The sequence below is a fragment of the Flavobacterium sp. GW821-FHT11G01 genome (assembly GCF_058808175.1).
Window position 1 is genome coordinate 207,633 of sequence record NZ_JBXARK010000008.1, and the last position, 17,981, is coordinate 225,613.

The 17,981-nt window shown below is 33.6% G+C and carries 17 protein-coding genes; 11 read left to right on the forward strand and 6 right to left on the reverse strand.

Annotated features, from left to right (window positions below):
- Window positions 1-41: 41 nt before the first annotated feature.
- Window positions 42-833 (forward strand): THC0290_0291 family protein, encoded by a 792-nt coding sequence (locus AC1RRN_RS15620; RefSeq protein ID WP_492968181.1) that lies wholly within the window; start codon window positions 42-44, stop codon window positions 831-833.
- 54 nt (window positions 834-887) lie between these two features.
- Here AC1RRN_RS15620 and AC1RRN_RS15625 read toward each other — a convergent pair whose 3' ends face one another.
- Entirely contained in the window at window positions 888-2,030 is a 1,143-nt protein-coding gene (locus AC1RRN_RS15625; RefSeq protein WP_492968182.1) for a cystathionine gamma-synthase, read from the reverse strand.
- Window positions 2,031-2,135: 105 nt separating this feature from the next.
- Between AC1RRN_RS15625 and AC1RRN_RS15630 the strand changes: the two genes are divergently transcribed.
- Window positions 2,136-2,879 (forward strand): DUF3298 and DUF4163 domain-containing protein, encoded by a 744-nt coding sequence (locus AC1RRN_RS15630; protein WP_492968183.1) that lies wholly within the window; start codon window positions 2,136-2,138, stop codon window positions 2,877-2,879.
- Window positions 2,880-3,011: 132 nt separating this feature from the next.
- Here AC1RRN_RS15630 and AC1RRN_RS15635 read toward each other — a convergent pair whose 3' ends face one another.
- The 3 genes from AC1RRN_RS15635 to AC1RRN_RS15645 all read right to left on the reverse strand — a co-directional run bounded on the left by AC1RRN_RS15635 (window position 3,012) and on the right by AC1RRN_RS15645 (window position 6,077).
- Window positions 3,012-4,169: an ATP-binding protein gene (locus tag AC1RRN_RS15635; RefSeq protein WP_492968184.1), complete on the reverse strand. Its 1,158-nt coding sequence runs from the start codon at window positions 4,167-4,169 to the stop codon at window positions 3,012-3,014.
- Between the two features lie 132 nt (window positions 4,170-4,301).
- Complete coding sequence (locus tag AC1RRN_RS15640) at window positions 4,302-5,057, reverse strand: SDR family NAD(P)-dependent oxidoreductase (protein WP_492968185.1); 756 nt, start codon at window positions 5,055-5,057, stop codon at window positions 4,302-4,304.
- Between the two features lie 144 nt (window positions 5,058-5,201).
- Window positions 5,202-6,077 (reverse strand): aldo/keto reductase, encoded by an 876-nt coding sequence (locus AC1RRN_RS15645; protein WP_492968186.1) that lies wholly within the window; start codon window positions 6,075-6,077, stop codon window positions 5,202-5,204.
- A gap of 223 nt (window positions 6,078-6,300) precedes the next feature.
- On the opposite strand from AC1RRN_RS15645, the gene AC1RRN_RS15650 reads away from it, so the two are divergent.
- The 9 genes from AC1RRN_RS15650 (at window position 6,301) to AC1RRN_RS15690 (ending at window position 16,052) form a co-directional block, all read left to right on the forward strand.
- Entirely contained in the window at window positions 6,301-7,305 is a 1,005-nt protein-coding gene (locus AC1RRN_RS15650) for an AAA family ATPase (RefSeq protein WP_007807095.1), read from the forward strand.
- 80 nt (window positions 7,306-7,385) lie between these two features.
- The gene (locus tag AC1RRN_RS15655) at window positions 7,386-8,249 is read left to right on the forward strand and encodes a DUF58 domain-containing protein (RefSeq protein WP_492968187.1); all 864 of its coding nucleotides are present in this window, start codon (window positions 7,386-7,388) and stop codon (window positions 8,247-8,249) included.
- 65 nt (window positions 8,250-8,314) lie between these two features.
- Window positions 8,315-8,671, forward strand: a complete 357-nt coding sequence (locus AC1RRN_RS15660) for a four helix bundle protein (protein WP_456313480.1) — start codon at window positions 8,315-8,317, stop codon at window positions 8,669-8,671.
- A gap of 93 nt (window positions 8,672-8,764) precedes the next feature.
- Window positions 8,765-10,396: a hypothetical protein gene (locus AC1RRN_RS15665; protein WP_492968188.1), complete on the forward strand. Its 1,632-nt coding sequence runs from the start codon at window positions 8,765-8,767 to the stop codon at window positions 10,394-10,396.
- Entirely contained in the window at window positions 10,396-11,397 is a 1,002-nt protein-coding gene (locus tag AC1RRN_RS15670) for a vWA domain-containing protein (protein ID WP_492968189.1), read from the forward strand. The genes AC1RRN_RS15665 and AC1RRN_RS15670 overlap by 1 nt, the downstream gene beginning before the upstream one ends.
- A gap of 62 nt (window positions 11,398-11,459) precedes the next feature.
- Window positions 11,460-12,494: a VWA domain-containing protein gene (locus tag AC1RRN_RS15675; protein ID WP_492968190.1), complete on the forward strand. Its 1,035-nt coding sequence runs from the start codon at window positions 11,460-11,462 to the stop codon at window positions 12,492-12,494.
- A 44-nt stretch (window positions 12,495-12,538) separates the two neighbouring features.
- On the forward strand, window positions 12,539-13,315 hold the full coding sequence (locus AC1RRN_RS15680) for a tetratricopeptide repeat protein (RefSeq protein WP_492968191.1): 777 nt from the start codon (window positions 12,539-12,541) through the stop codon (window positions 13,313-13,315).
- Between the two features lie 115 nt (window positions 13,316-13,430).
- Window positions 13,431-15,179 (forward strand): BatD family protein, encoded by a 1,749-nt coding sequence (locus AC1RRN_RS15685; protein ID WP_492968192.1) that lies wholly within the window; start codon window positions 13,431-13,433, stop codon window positions 15,177-15,179.
- A gap of 126 nt (window positions 15,180-15,305) precedes the next feature.
- Window positions 15,306-16,052, forward strand: coding sequence for a tetratricopeptide repeat protein (locus AC1RRN_RS15690; RefSeq protein WP_492968193.1), 747 nt, complete (start codon window positions 15,306-15,308; stop codon window positions 16,050-16,052).
- 285 nt (window positions 16,053-16,337) lie between these two features.
- Here AC1RRN_RS15690 and AC1RRN_RS15695 read toward each other — a convergent pair whose 3' ends face one another.
- On the reverse strand, window positions 16,338-16,907 hold the full coding sequence (locus tag AC1RRN_RS15695) for a 5-formyltetrahydrofolate cyclo-ligase (protein WP_492968194.1): 570 nt from the start codon (window positions 16,905-16,907) through the stop codon (window positions 16,338-16,340).
- Window positions 16,894-17,871: a succinylglutamate desuccinylase/aspartoacylase family protein gene (locus AC1RRN_RS15700; protein ID WP_492968195.1), complete on the reverse strand. Its 978-nt coding sequence runs from the start codon at window positions 17,869-17,871 to the stop codon at window positions 16,894-16,896. Before AC1RRN_RS15700 ends, AC1RRN_RS15695 begins: the two co-directional genes overlap by 14 nt.
- Window positions 17,872-17,981: the final 110 nt, after the last annotated feature.

Below are 17,981 nucleotides of genomic sequence, written 5' to 3' on the forward strand. Positions count from 1 at the left end.
TGTTTTTTATATATTTGCCATTATTTGAAAGCCAAAAAAACATGCTTAAACCTATAATACTCACATTATTCGCCTTTATCGGAATTTCATCAGTATCAAACGCACAAGGTATTGCACAAGAAGTAGGAATAGTATTCGGCCCCGTTACTTTTCAATCTGATTATGGACAAAGACATGATTTTAAAACGAATGTTGGAAATTCTGGAATCGGAGTTGGAATTGTGCACTTTATCAACTTTTCTGCCAATAATAACCATGAAAGTTTTTTTTCAGAACATTTCAAAGTAAGATCAGAGCTATCTTTCAACACCACTAAACTGGAACATTTTGGTGAATGGGTAGAAAGAGAAAAACTAAAAAATTTGGTTCAGCACCTTAGAGCAATGCACGGTAGTTCTACATTAGTAAACCTTGGAGCTCAATTGGAATATTCTCCGTTCATGAAAATTCATGATTTTGAAAATACAATAGGTGGTTTTAGCCCTTACTTAAGTTTAGGATTTCAGGTTAGTTACTATTCTACCAAAGTTGATTCGAGATTAGGAACATTAGGTCTTCCTCAAACTACTTTCCCAAAATACTTAACTCCTTCAGATGGTCGTCCATATGGTTTTTCGAGTGAAAATGGAATAGTTGCTTCTGTAACAGCGGGTATAGGAGTTCATTACAAATTAACAACAATGAGCGATCTTATGTTTGAAGCTCGTTATCAAGGATTCAGTTCTGATTGGGTTGATGGTTTAAACCCAAATAAAGATCTTTATAAAGAAAACAAATCGAACGATTCGCAAGTTTGGTTCAACGTAGGATATATTTATTACTTAGAATTCTAAAAAAATAAAATAAAAATAAAACCCCCAATTCTCTCGAGTTGGGGGTTTTTATTTTTATGCTAATGCCTGTTCTAAATCGGCGATTAAATCTTCGGCATCTTCAATACCAACACTTAATCGAACCAAATCATCAGTAATACCTACTTCAGCTCTTTTATCTGCCGGAATAGAAGCATGTGTCATCAAAGCCGGATGATTGGCTAATGATTCAACTCCACCTAATGATTCTGCCAAAGTGAATACTTTTAGTTTTTCTAAAAAAGCAATTGAATCTTCCTTTTTACCAGAAACGAAGGTAAATGAAACCATTCCTCCAAAAGCTTTCATTTGCTTTTTGGCAATTTCATGAAATGGATGGATAGGCAATCCCGGATAATAAACTGTTTTTATTTTTGGGTGTTTAGTTAAGTATTCCACCACTTTTTCTCCGTTTTCACAATGTCTTTGTACTCTTAACGAAAGCGTTTTAATTCCTCTTAAAACCAAAAAACTATCCATTGGGCCTAAAGTCGCGCCAGTTGCAAATTGTTGAAAATGCAATTGATCTCCCAAAGCTTCATCTTTTACAATTAAAGCTCCGGCGATAACATCAGAATGTCCTCCTAAATATTTTGTTGCAGAATGCATAACGATATCAGCACCCAAATCAAGCGGTTTTTGCAAATATGGTGTTGCAAAAGTGTTATCTACAGCAAGCCAAATTTTCTTTTCTTTCGTAATTTTTGAAATTTCTTCAATATCAGCCAATTTCATTAGTGGATTTGTTGGTGTTTCCACCCAAATCAACTTTGTGTTTTCATTGATTAATGATTTCAATTTTGCGATATCAGTCATATCCACAAAGTGAAACTTAATTCCGGAATCTTTATAAATTCTGGAGAACATTCTATAAGTTCCGCCATATAAATCATCCATTGCAATGACTTCATCTCCAGCTTTGAATCCTCTCAAAATACAATCGGTCGCTGCTAATCCAGATGAAAAAGCCAATCCGCGAGTACCATTTTCGATACTGGCCAAAGCATTTTCTAAGGCTGTACGAGTAGGATTTGAAGCTCTGCTGTATTCGTAATCACCTAAAGGCTGTCCCGGACTTGTTTGAATATAAGTTGAAGTTTGATACACTGGAGGCATTACTGCTCCGGTACTTGGGTCGTGATGTTGACCACCATGAATCACTTTAGTATTGAATTTCATATAGTTATGTTTTTAAAACGCTATTTTAGACTACAAATTTACCGTTTAATTTATTTTAATCCTGATACAACTTCTTACCTTTGTATATAATTAACACTTTGAGATATGAAACAGTATACTTTTTTAGTCTTTTTGTTTTTAATTTTCACTAGTTGTAACAAAGAGCTTTCATTTAAGAATGAAACATTTGAAAAAAAATCTACCCTTCCGTGCAAAAAAGATTGTCCTATAATAACAATTGACATTCCAATTGCAAAAAATATTCCTATTGTTGCGGATAGTATCAACAAAAAAATCTTTTCGGTCGTAAAAGAAATTGTTTATTTTGGAGAAAAACCAATAAAATCAAACGACTACGATATACTAACCACTTCTTTTATTGATTCTTTTGAAGAAATGCATAAAAAATTTCCAAATGAAACTTTTGGCTGGGAAGGCAAAATTAAAGGGAATGTAGAATTTGAATCAAGCCAAATCATTAATATAAAAATTGATCATTACACTTTTACCGGCGGCGCACATGGTTATCAGGGATATCGTTCTCTATTATTTAATCCTAAAACAGGGAAAACCATTTTTTCAGATCAGATTTTTAAAAATGAAAAAGAGTTTAAGGCTTTCGCCGAAAAAACATTTCGGGCCAAATATAAGATCCCAGCAAAAGCAAACATTAACGCAACAGGTTTAATGTTTGAAAATGACAAATTCCAGTTGCCACAGAATATTTTTTATACAGAAGAAGGTTTACTCCTATATTATAACTCATACGAAGCCGCATCTTACGCCGATGGCCCAAAAGAACTTTTATTTCCGTATGATAACGTAAGTAAATATTTATTGTATCAGTGATTTTGCAAAAACATTTGGCTAAAGCCGAGTTACCAGACAAATTTTTATCTCCAGCTAAAGCTGGAGCCAATTCAAAAAATACACTTTGAGTTGTTCTCCCCTACAAAAAACCTTTGTCACTTTGTACCTCTGCTACTTTGCACCTTCCTGAAAATCATATTTCATTTTCCTCAAGATTCTTAAGGCTTCTTTAAAAGACAAATACACCTGCGAAAAAGGTTTTAAAAGCAATTTTGAATCAATAAGCTTTTGTTTGGCTTCATCAAAACCATTCAAATAACAAATCATAAAAGTAGAAGGAAGATTTTCAAGGTCAACCATTTCGCGTTGTGACAATGTAAAACCTTTTTGTAGTTTTTGAAGTAATGCCATATTTGAATTATAAATATGATACAGCATTTTTCGATTGAATTCAGGTGGTTGAAAAAGCATTTTCCGATCAATTTTGTAATAACCATTATCAAAAAAACGAATGGTTTGTTCCTCTAACGGATAATAACTTGTTTTGTCGTTTAATCCTAACGGAACATATTCGGTAATCGTGAAACTATCATCATCAAAAACAATCGTAACAACATCTTGCGCCGAATAAAAAAGTTTAATTTGTTCGTTAATCAATTCAATATCAACTCTGGAAAGAAAGGTTTTATCACGGGATTTTTTAGGAACTCCTGCCCAACAAATCACAAATAATTCTTTGAAAACATGATATTTCGGAGACATGTCCTTGTGCCTGAAATTCATAAAATCGATAACACCGTCTAAAGTATACTGAATACTGTTTCGGGAACTGTTTTCGATACCAATTACCGTTTCTGTATTTTGATAATTTTTTTCAACTTCTTCACCAATTTCTACAGGGATCGAATTACTTCCACGTCTAACAAAAATACTGTTTGCAAGTATAGTATGAATTCCTTTTTTAAAATAAGAAATTTTGCTTTTCGGCTTAATCGTAACCAATCCTATTACTTTATCTTTTGGAAGATTAGGAAATGGTATATTTTCGTATTGAATCTTAGGTGGATTTTCTAAAAAAGCATTAACAAGATTCTGAATTCGGCTATCATCAAAAAAATCATCACCTACAATTTCATTATCCTGATCTTCAACTCCAACAACGATATAAGAATTATTGGTTGGATTTGAATTTGAAAGTGCGCAAATATGTTTCAGAAACTTTCCCTTGCCTTCACGCGAATGCAAATTCAACTGCCTTTTTTTGTCATAAAAACTGCTTTCGTCGTTGTGCGCGAGTAAATTCTTTATCAAAAGGCGTTTGTTGATCATGGTCTAATTTTTTTCTGCCACTAACTGCACTAATTTACACTAATTAAAACTCTTAATCATTTTAATTTCAATCCATAACATTAAAACGTAAAAAAGACGCACTACTGTGCGTCTCTACAATAAAAATTTTTATTAAATATTTTTCTTGACAATTGTTGCTGAGGCTTGTGCCGTCGGGAAAACAATTAAATCAGCAATATTGACGTGGTATTTTCTTGAAACTACAAAATGAATAATATCAGCAATATCTTCCGCTTGCAATGCATCTAAACCTTTATAGACATTCGAAGCTCTGTCAGCATCGCCTTTAAAACGCACTTCGCTAAATTCGGTTTCAACCATTCCCGGATGAATTGCTCCGACTCTGATTCCGTAAGGATTCAAATCCATTCGCATTCCGTTGTTAATCGCATCAACAGCATGTTTTGAAGCACAATAAACATTTCCGTTTGGATAAACTTCTTTACCTGCAATGGATCCAATATTAATAATATGCCCCGACTTTCTTTCAATCATCTGTGGAATAATTGCTTTTGAAACATACAAAAGTCCTTTTACATTGATATCAATCATGGCATCCCAATCGTCAATATCTCCATTTTGAATCGGATCTAAACCGTGTGCATTTCCCGCATTATTAATTAAAACGTCAATTTGCGAAAATTCTGCTGGCAAAGAATTGATACTTGAAAAAACAGCTTCTTTATCACGAACATCAAAAGAAAGTGAATGAACTTCTGTAAAGGCTGAAAGTTCTTTTTCAAGTTCCGTTAAACGTTCTTTACGTCTTCCGCAAAGAATAATTTTATAATCATTTTTTGCCATTATTTGTGCGGTTGCTTTTCCAATTCCGCTTGTCGCTCCAGTAATTAAAACTGTTTTCTTCATTTTATATTTTTGTTTTGCCACAGATTACACGGATTAAAAAGATTAAAACACCGTGGAAATCCGTTTATTCTGCGTAATCTGTGACCAATTTTTTTTAATAGCATTTTAGCTGAACACTAAAAACTGTAAACTGAACACTAAAAATTAAGGCACATCGTCGCCCATACTTTCTGTCCAGATCGCAAACCAGTCTTCTTTATCCATTTTTAATTCAACCGCTTTCATTAGCGACTGAATTCTTGCAATATTCACTGTTCCTGCAATCGGAATAACGCCTGCCGGATGCTTTAAAATCCAGGCTAATAAAAGTGTATCAGAACCAAAACTGTATTTTTGAACTAAATCGGCAAGCAATTTTTTCAAACGACGTGTCTTCTTCGTATCTTCTCTAAAAACAGTTCCAAGCGGATTCCATGACAATGGTCTAATTCCGTGTGTTTGCATATAATCTAAGCTTCCGTCGATCATGGCTTCATAATGTGTCGCCGAAAATTGCACCTGATTAAAACTTACTTCTGTTTTTGAACGAATTAATTCGGTTTGAGAACTGGTAAAATTCGAAAGTCCGAAATCTACAATTTTTCCTTCCGATTTTAATTTCTCCACCGCTTCAGCAATTTCATCAGCCTGCATTAACGGACTTGGTCTGTGCAATAAAAAAACATCAATAAAATCTGTTTTTAATTTTCTCAGCGATTCTTCAACAGACCAAATAATGTATTCTTTTGAATATTCATAATGTTTGATTTTATTCTCCGGACGTTTTTCAGCAATCATCTGAATGCCGCACTTGGTAATTAACTGTAATTTTTCTCTTGAAATTTTACTTGCGTGGAAAGCTTTTCCAAAATCTGCTTCTGTGGTATAAGATCCGTAAATATCGGCGTGATCAAAAGTGGTAATTTTGTTTTCGATACAGATTTGTATCATATTTTCCATTTCTTTAGTTGTAAGGTTTTTATCCCAAACTCCCCAATTCATAGTACCCGAAATTATGGGCGATAACGTTGTTTTGCTCATGGTTTTATTGCGTTATTTTTGGTAATAAATATGCATTTCTAAAGCATAATCATCAAAGTTCTTAAAAATATAAAAATAGAATCACAATTCGTCCTTAAAATTAGTTGATTGGTCGAAGTTTTAACCATTCTTTAACATCTTACTTCTCAAAAAATATTCAATTTGCACTCTCAAAAGTTAGGCATAAAAATCAACGTTTTAAAAAGGTTTTAAAAATATTTATATGGAAGAAAATACAACGACTTTAGACATTAGAGCGATAAATGAAAAAATTGAGAGAGAAAGTGCTTTTATAGACCTTCTTACAATGGAAATGAACAAAGTTATTGTGGGCCAGAAACATATGGTCGAGCGTTTATTAATCGGGCTTTTAGGACAAGGGCATATTTTACTTGAAGGAGTTCCGGGATTAGCCAAAACTTTAGCGATAAATACTTTGTCGCAAGCGGTACAGGGTTCTTTCAGCCGTATCCAGTTTACTCCAGATTTATTACCTGCCGATGTTGTCGGGACGATGATTTACAATATCAAAGCAAACGAATTCTCTATTAAAAAAGGGCCAATTTTTGCCAACTTCGTACTTGCCGATGAGATTAACCGTGCTCCTGCAAAAGTTCAGTCAGCACTTTTAGAGGCAATGCAGGAAAAACAAGTTACTATTGGCGACACGACTTTCAAATTGGATCGTCCGTTTTTAGTACTAGCAACTCAAAACCCTGTTGAGCAAGAAGGAACATACCAGCTTCCTGAAGCGCAAGTTGACCGTTTCATGTTGAAAACGGTAATTGATTACCCAAAAATCGATGAAGAACGTTTTGTAATTCGTCAAAACTTAAAAGGAAGTTACGAAAAAGTAAATCCGGTAGTTTCTGTAGAACAAATTTTGCGTGCGCAAGAAGCTGTTCGTGAAGTTTACATGGACGAAAAAATCGAAAAATATATCTTAGATATCATCTTTGCTACTCGTTATCCAGAGAAATACAAACTTGCGGACTTAAAACCTCTTATTAGTTTTGGAGCATCACCACGTGGAAGTATCAATTTAGCCAATGCAGCAAAATGTTACGCTTTCATCAAACGTCGTGGTTATGTAATTCCAGAAGACGTTCGTGCAGTTGTACATGATGTTTTACGTCACAGAGTTGGAATAACGTATGAGGCTGAAGCCGAAAACATTACTTCTGTAGACATTATCAACAAAATCGTAAACGAGATTGAAGTACCTTAAAAAGTTGATGGTTGATAGTTTTTTGTTGATGGTACATATGCCATCAACCAACAACCATAAACCATAAACCAAATTAAAAAATGGATACAAAAGAGCTTTTAAAAAAAGTACGGAAAATAGAAATCAAAACCAAAAGACTGAGTAATCATATCTTTTCGGGAGAATACCATTCTTCATTTAAAGGGCGCGGGATGACTTTTAGCGAAGTGCGTCAATACCAATATGGCGATGATATTCGTAACATCGATTGGAATGTAACCGCACGCTACAACGAAGCCCACGTAAAAGTTTTTGAAGAAGAGCGTGAATTAACCATGGTTTTAATGGTTGATATTTCGGGCTCTGAAGGTTTTGGTTCAAAAAGTCAATTCAAAAAAGACATCGTCACCGAAATTGCGGCAACGATGGCTTTTTCAGCTACACAAAACAATGACAAAATCGGATTAATATTATTTTCTGATAATGTCGAATTGTATATTCCGCCAAAAAAAGGTCGTTCACACGTTTTGAGAATCATTCGTGAACTAATCGAATTCGAACCAAAAAGCCATAAAACGGATATTTCACAAGCTTTAAAGTTTTTATCAGGAACACAAAAAAAGAAAGCAATCGTTTTTATGATTTCTGATTTCATGTCCGAAAATTATGAGCAGACCTTAAAAATTGCTTCTAAAAAGCATGATATTACAGGTGTTCGTGTATACGATATTCGTGAAGAAAAAATCCCCAATTTAGGAATGGTAAGTATGCTTGATGCTGAAACGGGAAAAATACAACTGGTCAATACAGGCTCAAAAACGGTGCGAATGAATTACGAAAAACATTATCAGGAAAGAGTTAATTATTTCAAAGATATTTTCAGTAAATCAGGAGCTGGTGTTGTAAACACAAGAGTCGATGAAAATTACGTGACAAAATTACTCGGTTATTTTAAATCAAGATGATGATTTTTGATTTTTGAGTAACGATTTTTGATTTATGATGGAAGGCGATGATTAAGATTTAGAAAATGACTAAACAAGAATTAGAAAATAGATTAATAGATTTTGCAGCAAGCATTATAAGATTAACTATAAAATTTGAAAAAAACTACGCTGGAAATCATTTATTAGGGCAAATCACGAGATCTAGTACATCGCCAGCTCTAAACTATGGAGAAGCACAAAGCGCAGAAAGTAAAAAAGACTTTATTCATAAAATGGGAATTTGTTTAAAGGAGTTAAGAGAAACTTTTGTTTGTTTGAAAATCATTGAAAAGGCAAACTTATCAACAGATTTAGAAAATCTAACAAAGGCTAAAATAGAAGTCAATGAATTAATATCAATATTTGTTTCAAGCATTAAAACATCAAAAAATAATTCATAAAAATATAAGATTCGAATTTGAGGAAATAGTAAATCATTCCATTTCAGCTAAAAATCTGAAATCAAAAATCGTTAATCTTCAATCGTTAATCAAATGAAATTAAAATTTTACATATTTCTATTTTTGCTTACTTCAACTGTTTTTGCGCAACAAAAACAAGTTGAAACGAGTATTGATACTACAAAAAATAAAATTGGAGCCGAGTTTAAGTTAACACTTAAAACGGTTGTAAGCTCAAAATCGAAAGTTGTTTTTCCTAAACTAAAAAACATTGGTCCTTTAGAAGTAATTCAATCGTACCCAATTGACACGATTAAGAAAAATGACACTTACGAGTTGATCAAAAAATACGGCTTAACCCAATTTGACTCCGGAAAATATACCATTCCGGGTATCAAAATTTTAATTGATAAAAAACCTTATTTATCCGATTCTATTCGTGTTGAAGTCGCCAATGTAAAAGTGGATACTTTACAACAAAAAATGTACGACATCAAAGACATTTCAGGCGCTGAAAGCAATAACGACTGGTGGATTTATGTTTTGATTTTAATCGTAATTATTGCGATTGGTGCTTTTGTATATTGGTATGTAAAAAAACATCAGAAGAAAAAAATCGAAGAAGAAGTTTATAAAACTCCGATCGAAAAAGCGACAAGTTTACTGAATAACCTGGAGCAAAAAGAATTGGTTCAAAAAGGTGAAATCAAAGAATATTATAGTGAACTGACTGATATTGCCCGTAATTATATCGAAGAAGCGATTCATATTCCGGCAATGGAAAGTACCACTTCTGAATTAATTCAGGCAATAAGACTGGCTTCTACCAAAAAGAAAATGACGTTAACTCCTGAAACCGTTGAGAATCTAGAGCGCGTTTTACGTCAGGCGGATTTAGTAAAGTTTGCGAAATCTAAGCCGTTGGATTTTGAAATTACGGATGATAGAAATAAAATTCAGAAAGTAATTCTAACGCTTGACAATGCAATCCCGACTGAAGTTCCGGCTGAAGAAGAAGATCAATTATTGAATGAAGCGCAAAAACAAAAGCAAATTCAGCTTCAATTAAGAAAAAAACGCAATAAACGAATTACTCTTGCGGTGGCAACTGTTGTATTCTTATTAACTGCAACAACAACATTTTTCGTTGTAACAAAAGGCTTCGCTTATGTAAAAGATAATGTTATTGGTCATCCATCTAAAGAATTATTAGAAGGTGAATGGGTAAAAAGTGCTTACGGAAATCCTGCTGTTCTAATTGAAACTCCAAAGGTTTTAAAACGAATGGATACGCAGAAAGTACTTCCAAAAGAAACGATGGCTCTTATTAAAGAAATGCAGCTTTTCGCATACGGAAGTATGATCGACAATTTCTATGTTGCAGTTTCAACCAGTAAATTTAAAAACCCTGTTGAACTAGATTTAGCAAAAACTTTAGAAGGTACATTAAAAGTAATTGAAGCTCAGGGCGGACAAAATATTATTGTAAAACAAGAAGATTTCCAGACTAACGCCGGTATTCAGGGATTAAAAGGATATGGCACAATGACCGTCTTAAATCCTGTTAACAAGACAAGCACAAAAGCTTATTATGAAATTTTGCTTTTTAAACAAGATCAGGGATTACAACAAATTATGATTTTACATCAGGAAGGCGACACGTATGCAAATGACATTACAAACCGAATTTTAAATTCTGTTGAACTTCAAAAAGCGAGCAATTAATGGAAAAGATAACTTTTTTAAATCCAGAATTTTTTTGGTTGTTTCTTTTAATTCCAATTGCTATCGCTTGGTTTTTCTGGAAACGCAATCAGCAATCGCCTACTTTAAAAATGAGTTCAACTCAGGGTTTTAAAAATAGCGAATCATTATTAACCAAATTAAAACCTTGTTTATATGTATTCAGGATTATTGCGTTAAGTTCTTTGATTATTGCATTGGCAAGACCGAGAACCGTTGATATTAGCAATCAAACCAAAACTACTAAAGGAATTGATATTGTAATGGCAATTGACGTTTCAGGAAGTATGCTGGCAAAAGATTTAAAGCCAAATCGTATGGAAGCTTTAAAAAGAGTTGCCGGAGAATTTGTTGAAGAAAGACCAAATGACAGAATAGGATTGGTTTTATATGCTTCTGAAGCTTATACCAAAACTCCTGTTACCAGTGATAAAGCTATTATTCTCGAAGCGATAAAAGATATTAAGTACGATACCGCTTTACAAGACGGAACCGGAATTGGAATGGGATTGGCAACTGCTGTAAACAGACTAAAAGACAGTAAAGCAAAAAGCCGTGTAATTATTTTGATGACAGACGGTGTAAATAACGCCGGTTTTATCGAACCTGAAACAGCTGCAGATATTGCGAAACAATACGGAATAAAAGTATACACAATTGGAATTGGAACCAACGGAATGGCACCATCTCCTTATGCATATGCTCCAAACGGAGGTTTCTTGTTCAAAATGCAGAAAGTTGAAATTGATGAACAATTAATGAAAAGCATCGCCCGAAAAACCGAAGGAACCTATTTTAGAGCAACAAGCAACGACAGGTTAGCTCAAATTTACAGCGCGATCAATAAGTTAGAAACAACAGAAATTCAGGAATTAAAATTCTATGATTATGACGAGAAATACAGAATGTTTGTTTTATTGGCAGCCTTTTTATTATTGTTGGAAGTTGGTTTAAGAAATACAGTTTACAGAAGCTTTATTTGATTTAGATTAAAAAAATCTAAAATCTAATCCCGAAGTTTCGGGACAGAAATCTAAAATTTATAATGGAATTAGACGAAAAAAAATATTTATACCTTTTATTCTTACTCCCAATTGTGGTGTGTATTTTCCTTTTCAATATGTATTGGAAAAGAAAAAAACAACGCGAATTTGGTGATTTGGAAATGGTGAAAAAACTGAGCCCGGAACGTTCTGTTTTTAAACCTGTATTAAAATTATCTATACTTCTCTTAGCACTTGCGTGTTTGATTATCGGATTAGTAAATCCGAAGATTGGAACCAAAATGGAAACTGTAAAACGTGAAGGTATTGATATAGTTTTTGCTGTCGACGTTTCTAAAAGTATGTTGGCCGAAGATGTGGCACCAAGTCGTTTAGAAAAAAGTAAACAATTGGTTTCACAAATCATTAATAATTTAGGAAGTGACCGAATTGGAATTGTAGCCTATGCAGGAAGCGCCTTTCCGGTTTTACCAATTACAACAGATTATAGTGTAGCCAAAATGTTCCTGCAAAGCATGAGTCCGGATATGGTTTCCTCTCAGGGAACTTCACTTGACGAAGCAATCCGATTATCATCGACTTATTTTGATGAAAAAAGCAAAACAAGTAAGTTATTGATTTTGATTTCTGATGGAGAAGATCATTCTGAAGGCGCTTCTGCAGCAGCCGAAGAAGCCAATAAATTGGGGATGAAAATCATCACCATTGGTATCGGAACAGAAAAAGGAGGCACTATTCCGTTAAAAGAAAATGGAGTAGTAAAAAGCTTTCAAAGAGATCAAAACGGAGAAGTTGTTATTACAAAACTAAACCAGGACGGACTAAAAGCAATAGCAAAAGCTACAAAAGGTGGTTATGTGTACGGCGGAAGCACCAAAGAAGTTTTAGATTACGTAAAAAATGCCTTAAATAATATTCAGAAAACAGAATTTGAAGCGACACAAATGGCCGATTTTCAATCGCAATTTCAGTGGTTTCTTGGCTTTGCATTCTTATTATTGTTTGTAGATATTTTCCTTTTGGAAAGAAAAACAAACTGGATAAAAGAATTGAATTTATTTAACGAAAAGAAATAATTGTTTTGGAATTTATTTCGGAACAAAAAATTAAAAAAATTAGAATGAAAAATTTACTTCTTTATATTTTACTAACGTTTTCTTTAGCTGTTTCGGCTCAGGAAAAAGACAAGACATTGCCTGATGCCAATGAAGAATATAAGCAGAATAAATTTGTTGATGCTGAGGCAAATTACAGGATTTCGCATTCAAAATTTCCAAAGAAAGCGACTGCTTCTTATAATTTAGGAAATACCATTTACAAACAAAACCAGGTTTCTGAAGCAAAATTCGCTTATGGAAGCGCCATTAAAAACGCAAAAACAAGACCTGAAAAACATAAGGCATTTCATAATCTTGGAAATGTTTTTATGAAAGAGAAAGATTACACCCAAGCCGTTGAGGCTTATAAACAAGCTTTGCGCAATGATCCCACAGATGACGAAACGCGTTATAATTATGCTTTAGCCAAACAAAAATTAAAAGAAAATCCTCCAAAAAACGATAAAAACAAGGATAAGAATAAAGATAAAGACAAGGATAAAAACAAAGATAAGGACAAGGACAAGGACAAAGACAAAAATAAAGATCAGAACAAGGATAAAGACAAAAAAGACGACAAAGGCGACAAAGACAAGGATAAAAAAGATGGTAAAAATGATCCTAAGAAAGATGATAAATCAGACAATAAAGGAGAACCTAAACCACAGCCCGGCGGAATTTCAAAAGAACGTGTTCAGAATTTATTAGATGCCGTTAACAATGAAGAAAAGAAAATTCAGGACAAAGTAAATGCTCAAAAAGTAAAAGGAAGTCCTAAGAAAACAGAAAAAGACTGGTAGATTTTTTTGGTAAATCGTTTATTCGTTTAACTGTTTATTCGAATAGACAATAAAACTTTAAAAAAACCGATTAAACAAATAACAATTAAACAGTTAAACAAAACTGAAACAATTAATGAAAAGATATTTAATTCTATTACTATTCACTTTTCAAGGGCTTATGGCTCAAGTTCAATTTGAAGCCAGAGTAAGCAAGAACTCGCTTGGTATAAACGAGAGACTTCGTATTGACTTCATCATGAATGTTGACGGGGATAACTTCGAACAGCCTTCATTTGATGGATTTAGAATTGTAGCAGGACCAAGTCAGCAAATAAGTCAATCCTGGGTTAACGGAAGAAGCTCTTTTCAAAAAATATATTCTTATATATTACAGCCAGCTCAAAAAGGAACTTTAACGATTAAACAGGCTGCAATTGAGTTTAATGGTCAGAAATACAAAACAACTCCCCAAAAAATTGTTGTAACCAATGCTGTTGCTGAAGAAAGAGACCCAAATGATCCTAGACAACAAGGCGGCGCAGGAAGTGAAACTTTGAATTTGGTTGCTGAAATTTCAAAAACAAATCCGTATTTGAATGAACCAATTACGGTGGTTTATAAATTATACTTCAACAATATTAATGTTACCGGTTTTAAAGAACTTGGAAAACCAAAATACAATGATTTCTGGAATCAGAATATAGAAATCAAACAGTTAGCTATTGAAGAAGGAAGTTACAGAGGACAAAGATGTTATTTTGTGGTATTGAAAAAGACCATTTTATATCCGCAAAAATCAGGAAAACTTACAATTGAACCTCTTTCACTCGATATTGGGGTGCAATTACCCACAAATCGACGTGACATGTTTGGCCAAATGATTCTGTCTGAGGACAATAAAGTTGTTTCGGCGGGAGCTAAAACTATAAATGTGAGACCACTTCCGGAAGCTGGTAAACCAGAAGGCTTTACAGGAGCTGTTGGTAAGTTTAATTTTACGGTTACACCTTCAAAAACGACTTTAAAAAATGGCGAAAGTCTTGATTTGGTTGTTAGTGCGGCAGGAAGCGGAAACATGAAATTATTCACACTTCCAAAACCAATTGTGCCAAATGCCCTTGAAATGTACGATCCTGTTCATGACGAAAAAGTAACAACTTCATTGTCTGGAATGTCAGGAAAAATATCGGATAAGTATACTATAATTCCACAATACAAAGGGAAGTATGTTATAAAACCAATGCAGTTTTCTTATTTTGATTTGAGTTCCGGATCATACAAAACCATAACTTCTCAGGAAATTACGGTTGATGTTTTAGACGGACCAATGCAAGCAGAAGCAACAGCAAGTGCAGCTAAAAATGTGATTACAAAAACAGAACAATTCAAATACATCAAACTAAAAACTACTTTAGTCTCAATGGCTAAAAACGATTTTTATGGTTCGAATTTGTACTATGGATTGTTACTAGCGCCTTTCCTCATTTTGCCAATTATTGTTTTAGCTAAGAAGAAGAAAGAGGCAATTGACAGCGATGTTACCGGAAACCGAATTAAAATGAACAATAAGCTGGCTAAGAAATATCTGTCTGAAGCCAAAAAACAGCTTAATAATAAAGAGCCATTTTATATTGCACTGGAAAAAGCGATGCATAATTTCCTGAAAGCCAAACTGCATATTGAAACCTCAGAAATGAGCAAAGACAATATTCGCGAATTATTATTGTCCAGAAATGCGAATCCGGAATCGGTTCAAAATTTCATTAATTTGACAGAAAACTGTGAGTTTGCACGTTATGCTCCGGCTTCAAGTGCTTCGATTCAGCAAGATTATGATAAGGCTGTTTTGATTATTTCAGAATTAGAAAAACAGATCGTTTAACTTCAAAGGCTATTTTACCGCAAAGTGCGCTAAGAAAAGTGATTTGGATTGTGTTGATTTAAGTTCGCAAAGTTTAAAAAATAAACCTGATAGGTTTCTAATACTTTTCAGGTAAATAAAATAAGAATGAAAAATATAGTATATCTCTTTTTATTAATTACTCAGGTTTTCTTTGCTCAGAGCAGCTTTGAAAAAGGAAACGCTTTGTATCAGGATAACAAGTTTGAGCAGGCCGCGCAGGAGTATGAAAATGTCCTTAAGGAAAATAAAGAACATTCTGCTGAGTTGTATTTTAATTTAGCCAACTGTTATTACAAACTCAATAAAGTGGCGCCTTCGATTTATAATTATGAAAAGGCATTGGTTTTAAAACCGCATGATGAACAGACTTTGAACAACTTAAAATTCGCCAAAAAACTAACTATTGATGAAATTAAGGAAGTTCCGAAAGTAGGTTTTGCAAAATTGATTCAGAACTTTACGGGAATTTTCGATTACAATACCTGGGCTAAAATTGCGGTTGGGATTGCTTTTCTATTCTTATTGAGTTTTATTGGATATTATTTTTCACAACTTACACTTTCAAAAAGGTTGTATTTTATTGGAATGTTTGTATTGCTGGTTGGTGTACTTCTAAGCGTTGCAGCTGCAATGTCAGAAAAGGATCATTATGATAATGATCGCCCGGCAATTGTTTTTTCAGAAGTTAGCGAAGTTAGAAGTGAACCTCAAAAAGCAGGATCGGCTATTTTCTTATTGCATGAAGGTGCAAAAGTATACGTTACTGAAACACTTTTAAACTGGAAAAAAATAGAATTAACAGACGGAACTGAAGGCTGGATTGATGCTTCGACTATTAAGGAAGTGAAATAAGATTTTAAAAATATCAAATAAAAAATTCCAAATTCCAATTTAAAGTTGGAATTTGGAATTTTTTATTTTTTGGAGTTTATTTTTTAAAAAACCATATAAGTGATATAAGTAAATATAAATCAAGTCCATAATCTGTTCAATTTATATTTATAACAAATTTACACCAATGTATATCGTAGAGGCGCACAGCAGTGCGTCTACACAATGTTTGTCGTTATGCTGGATGTAGACACACTGCTGTGCGCCTCTACGATTTTGATTGTGAAAATATATGTTGTGTGAAATTTAAAAGGTATATGTTTTATCGGGCGTCACACAATAATCTAATTTTACATCAGATTCAAAAACATCATCAATTTGGTTTACGGCTTCAAAAAAAGACAAACCGATTTTGATGGTTTCCGGTTTACATTCGGCTAAGAATTTATCATAAAAACCTTTTCCGTACCCAATACGATTTCCAAAAACATCAAAAGCCAGAAGCGGAACAAAAACTACTTCAATAGTTTCAGAAGGAACTGGTAAACCATTTACCGGCTCCGGAATATTGTATTCGTTTTTTTTGATTTTGGTATTATCCGTCAATAAAAAATGAGACATTTTTCGTGTTTCAAAATCACTTTTCGAAATCACAATTTCTTTATCTTTTCCAGAAAGTAAATGCAAAATATATTCGGTATTGACTTCTTTTTGTTCTTCAATTGGTAGAAAAACATGATAGTAGGTTTTCTCCCAAATCGGTAATTGCAGTACTTCATTGGCTATAGCCAAACTCTTTTCTTCGATATCATCTATTGAAAATTCTTTTCGAAGATTTTTATAATGCAATCGTAATTCTTTTTTATTCGTCGCCATCAGGAAGGGTTTTAGAAATATGATAAATGGCATCGCCTTCATAAACAATTGGCGAATGATTCGCGTTGATGATGTATCCGTCGTGCGGTGCTTTTACTTTTTGCTCAAACTTACCAAACGGATCTGTAATAATGGCTAAAATAGTTCCTTTGGTTACAAATTTCCCAATCAAATTATAATCATGCAACAAGCCTGAACATTTAGCACGCAGCCAAACTGAATATTTGATATAAATAGAAGGATGAACAGCATCTTCTACAATTTGTTTTGGATCGAGCATATTGAGATAATTCAGTAAACGCTTCACTCCCATTACACCTTCATTTGCAATTACGTTATTAATGTCTAATGATTTCCCTCCTTCAAAAAGAAGCATTTTTACATTGGCTTTTTCAGAAGTATTTCTAAAGGATCCAGCAATGTTCTTGGAATATAAGGTAAATGGCGCATTAAAAACATCTGCCAAAAGTCTTAATTCCGGATTATTTTCAGTTATTCTGATTTGTGGAGCATTAAATCTGCTCGCACCTCCGGCATGAAAATCAACTGCATAATCAATGACCGGCAAAATTTCGGCTACGATATGAAATGCAAAACGACTCGCCAGAGAACCTTTTTTACTTCCCGGAAAAACACGATTTAAATCACGTCCGTCAGGAAATTCTCTTGATTTATTTACGAAACCATACATATTTATAATTGGGATACAAATTATGGTTCCTCGTGTTGGCCTGTTTATTTTTTTACTGATCAACTGGCGTACTACTTCAACTCCGTTTATTTCGTCGCCGTGAATTCCGGCCGAAAACAAAACTACCGGACCATCTATTTTAGAACGACGTACAATAACCGGAATATTAAGCTTTGTAGTCGTATGCAATCGGGCAATTTCAACGTTTATTGTTCTATTTTCTCCTGGCAAAACCGGTTCGCCAAAAATAATCATGGGTTTGTTATTTTTCATATAGAATTATAAAATCTAAATATAGAAATTATTCTTTTGATTTCGTAAATTTGAATCTAAATCCACGTTAAGCTTCTCATGAAAAAAAGAATGATTTTTTAGAATGCTTT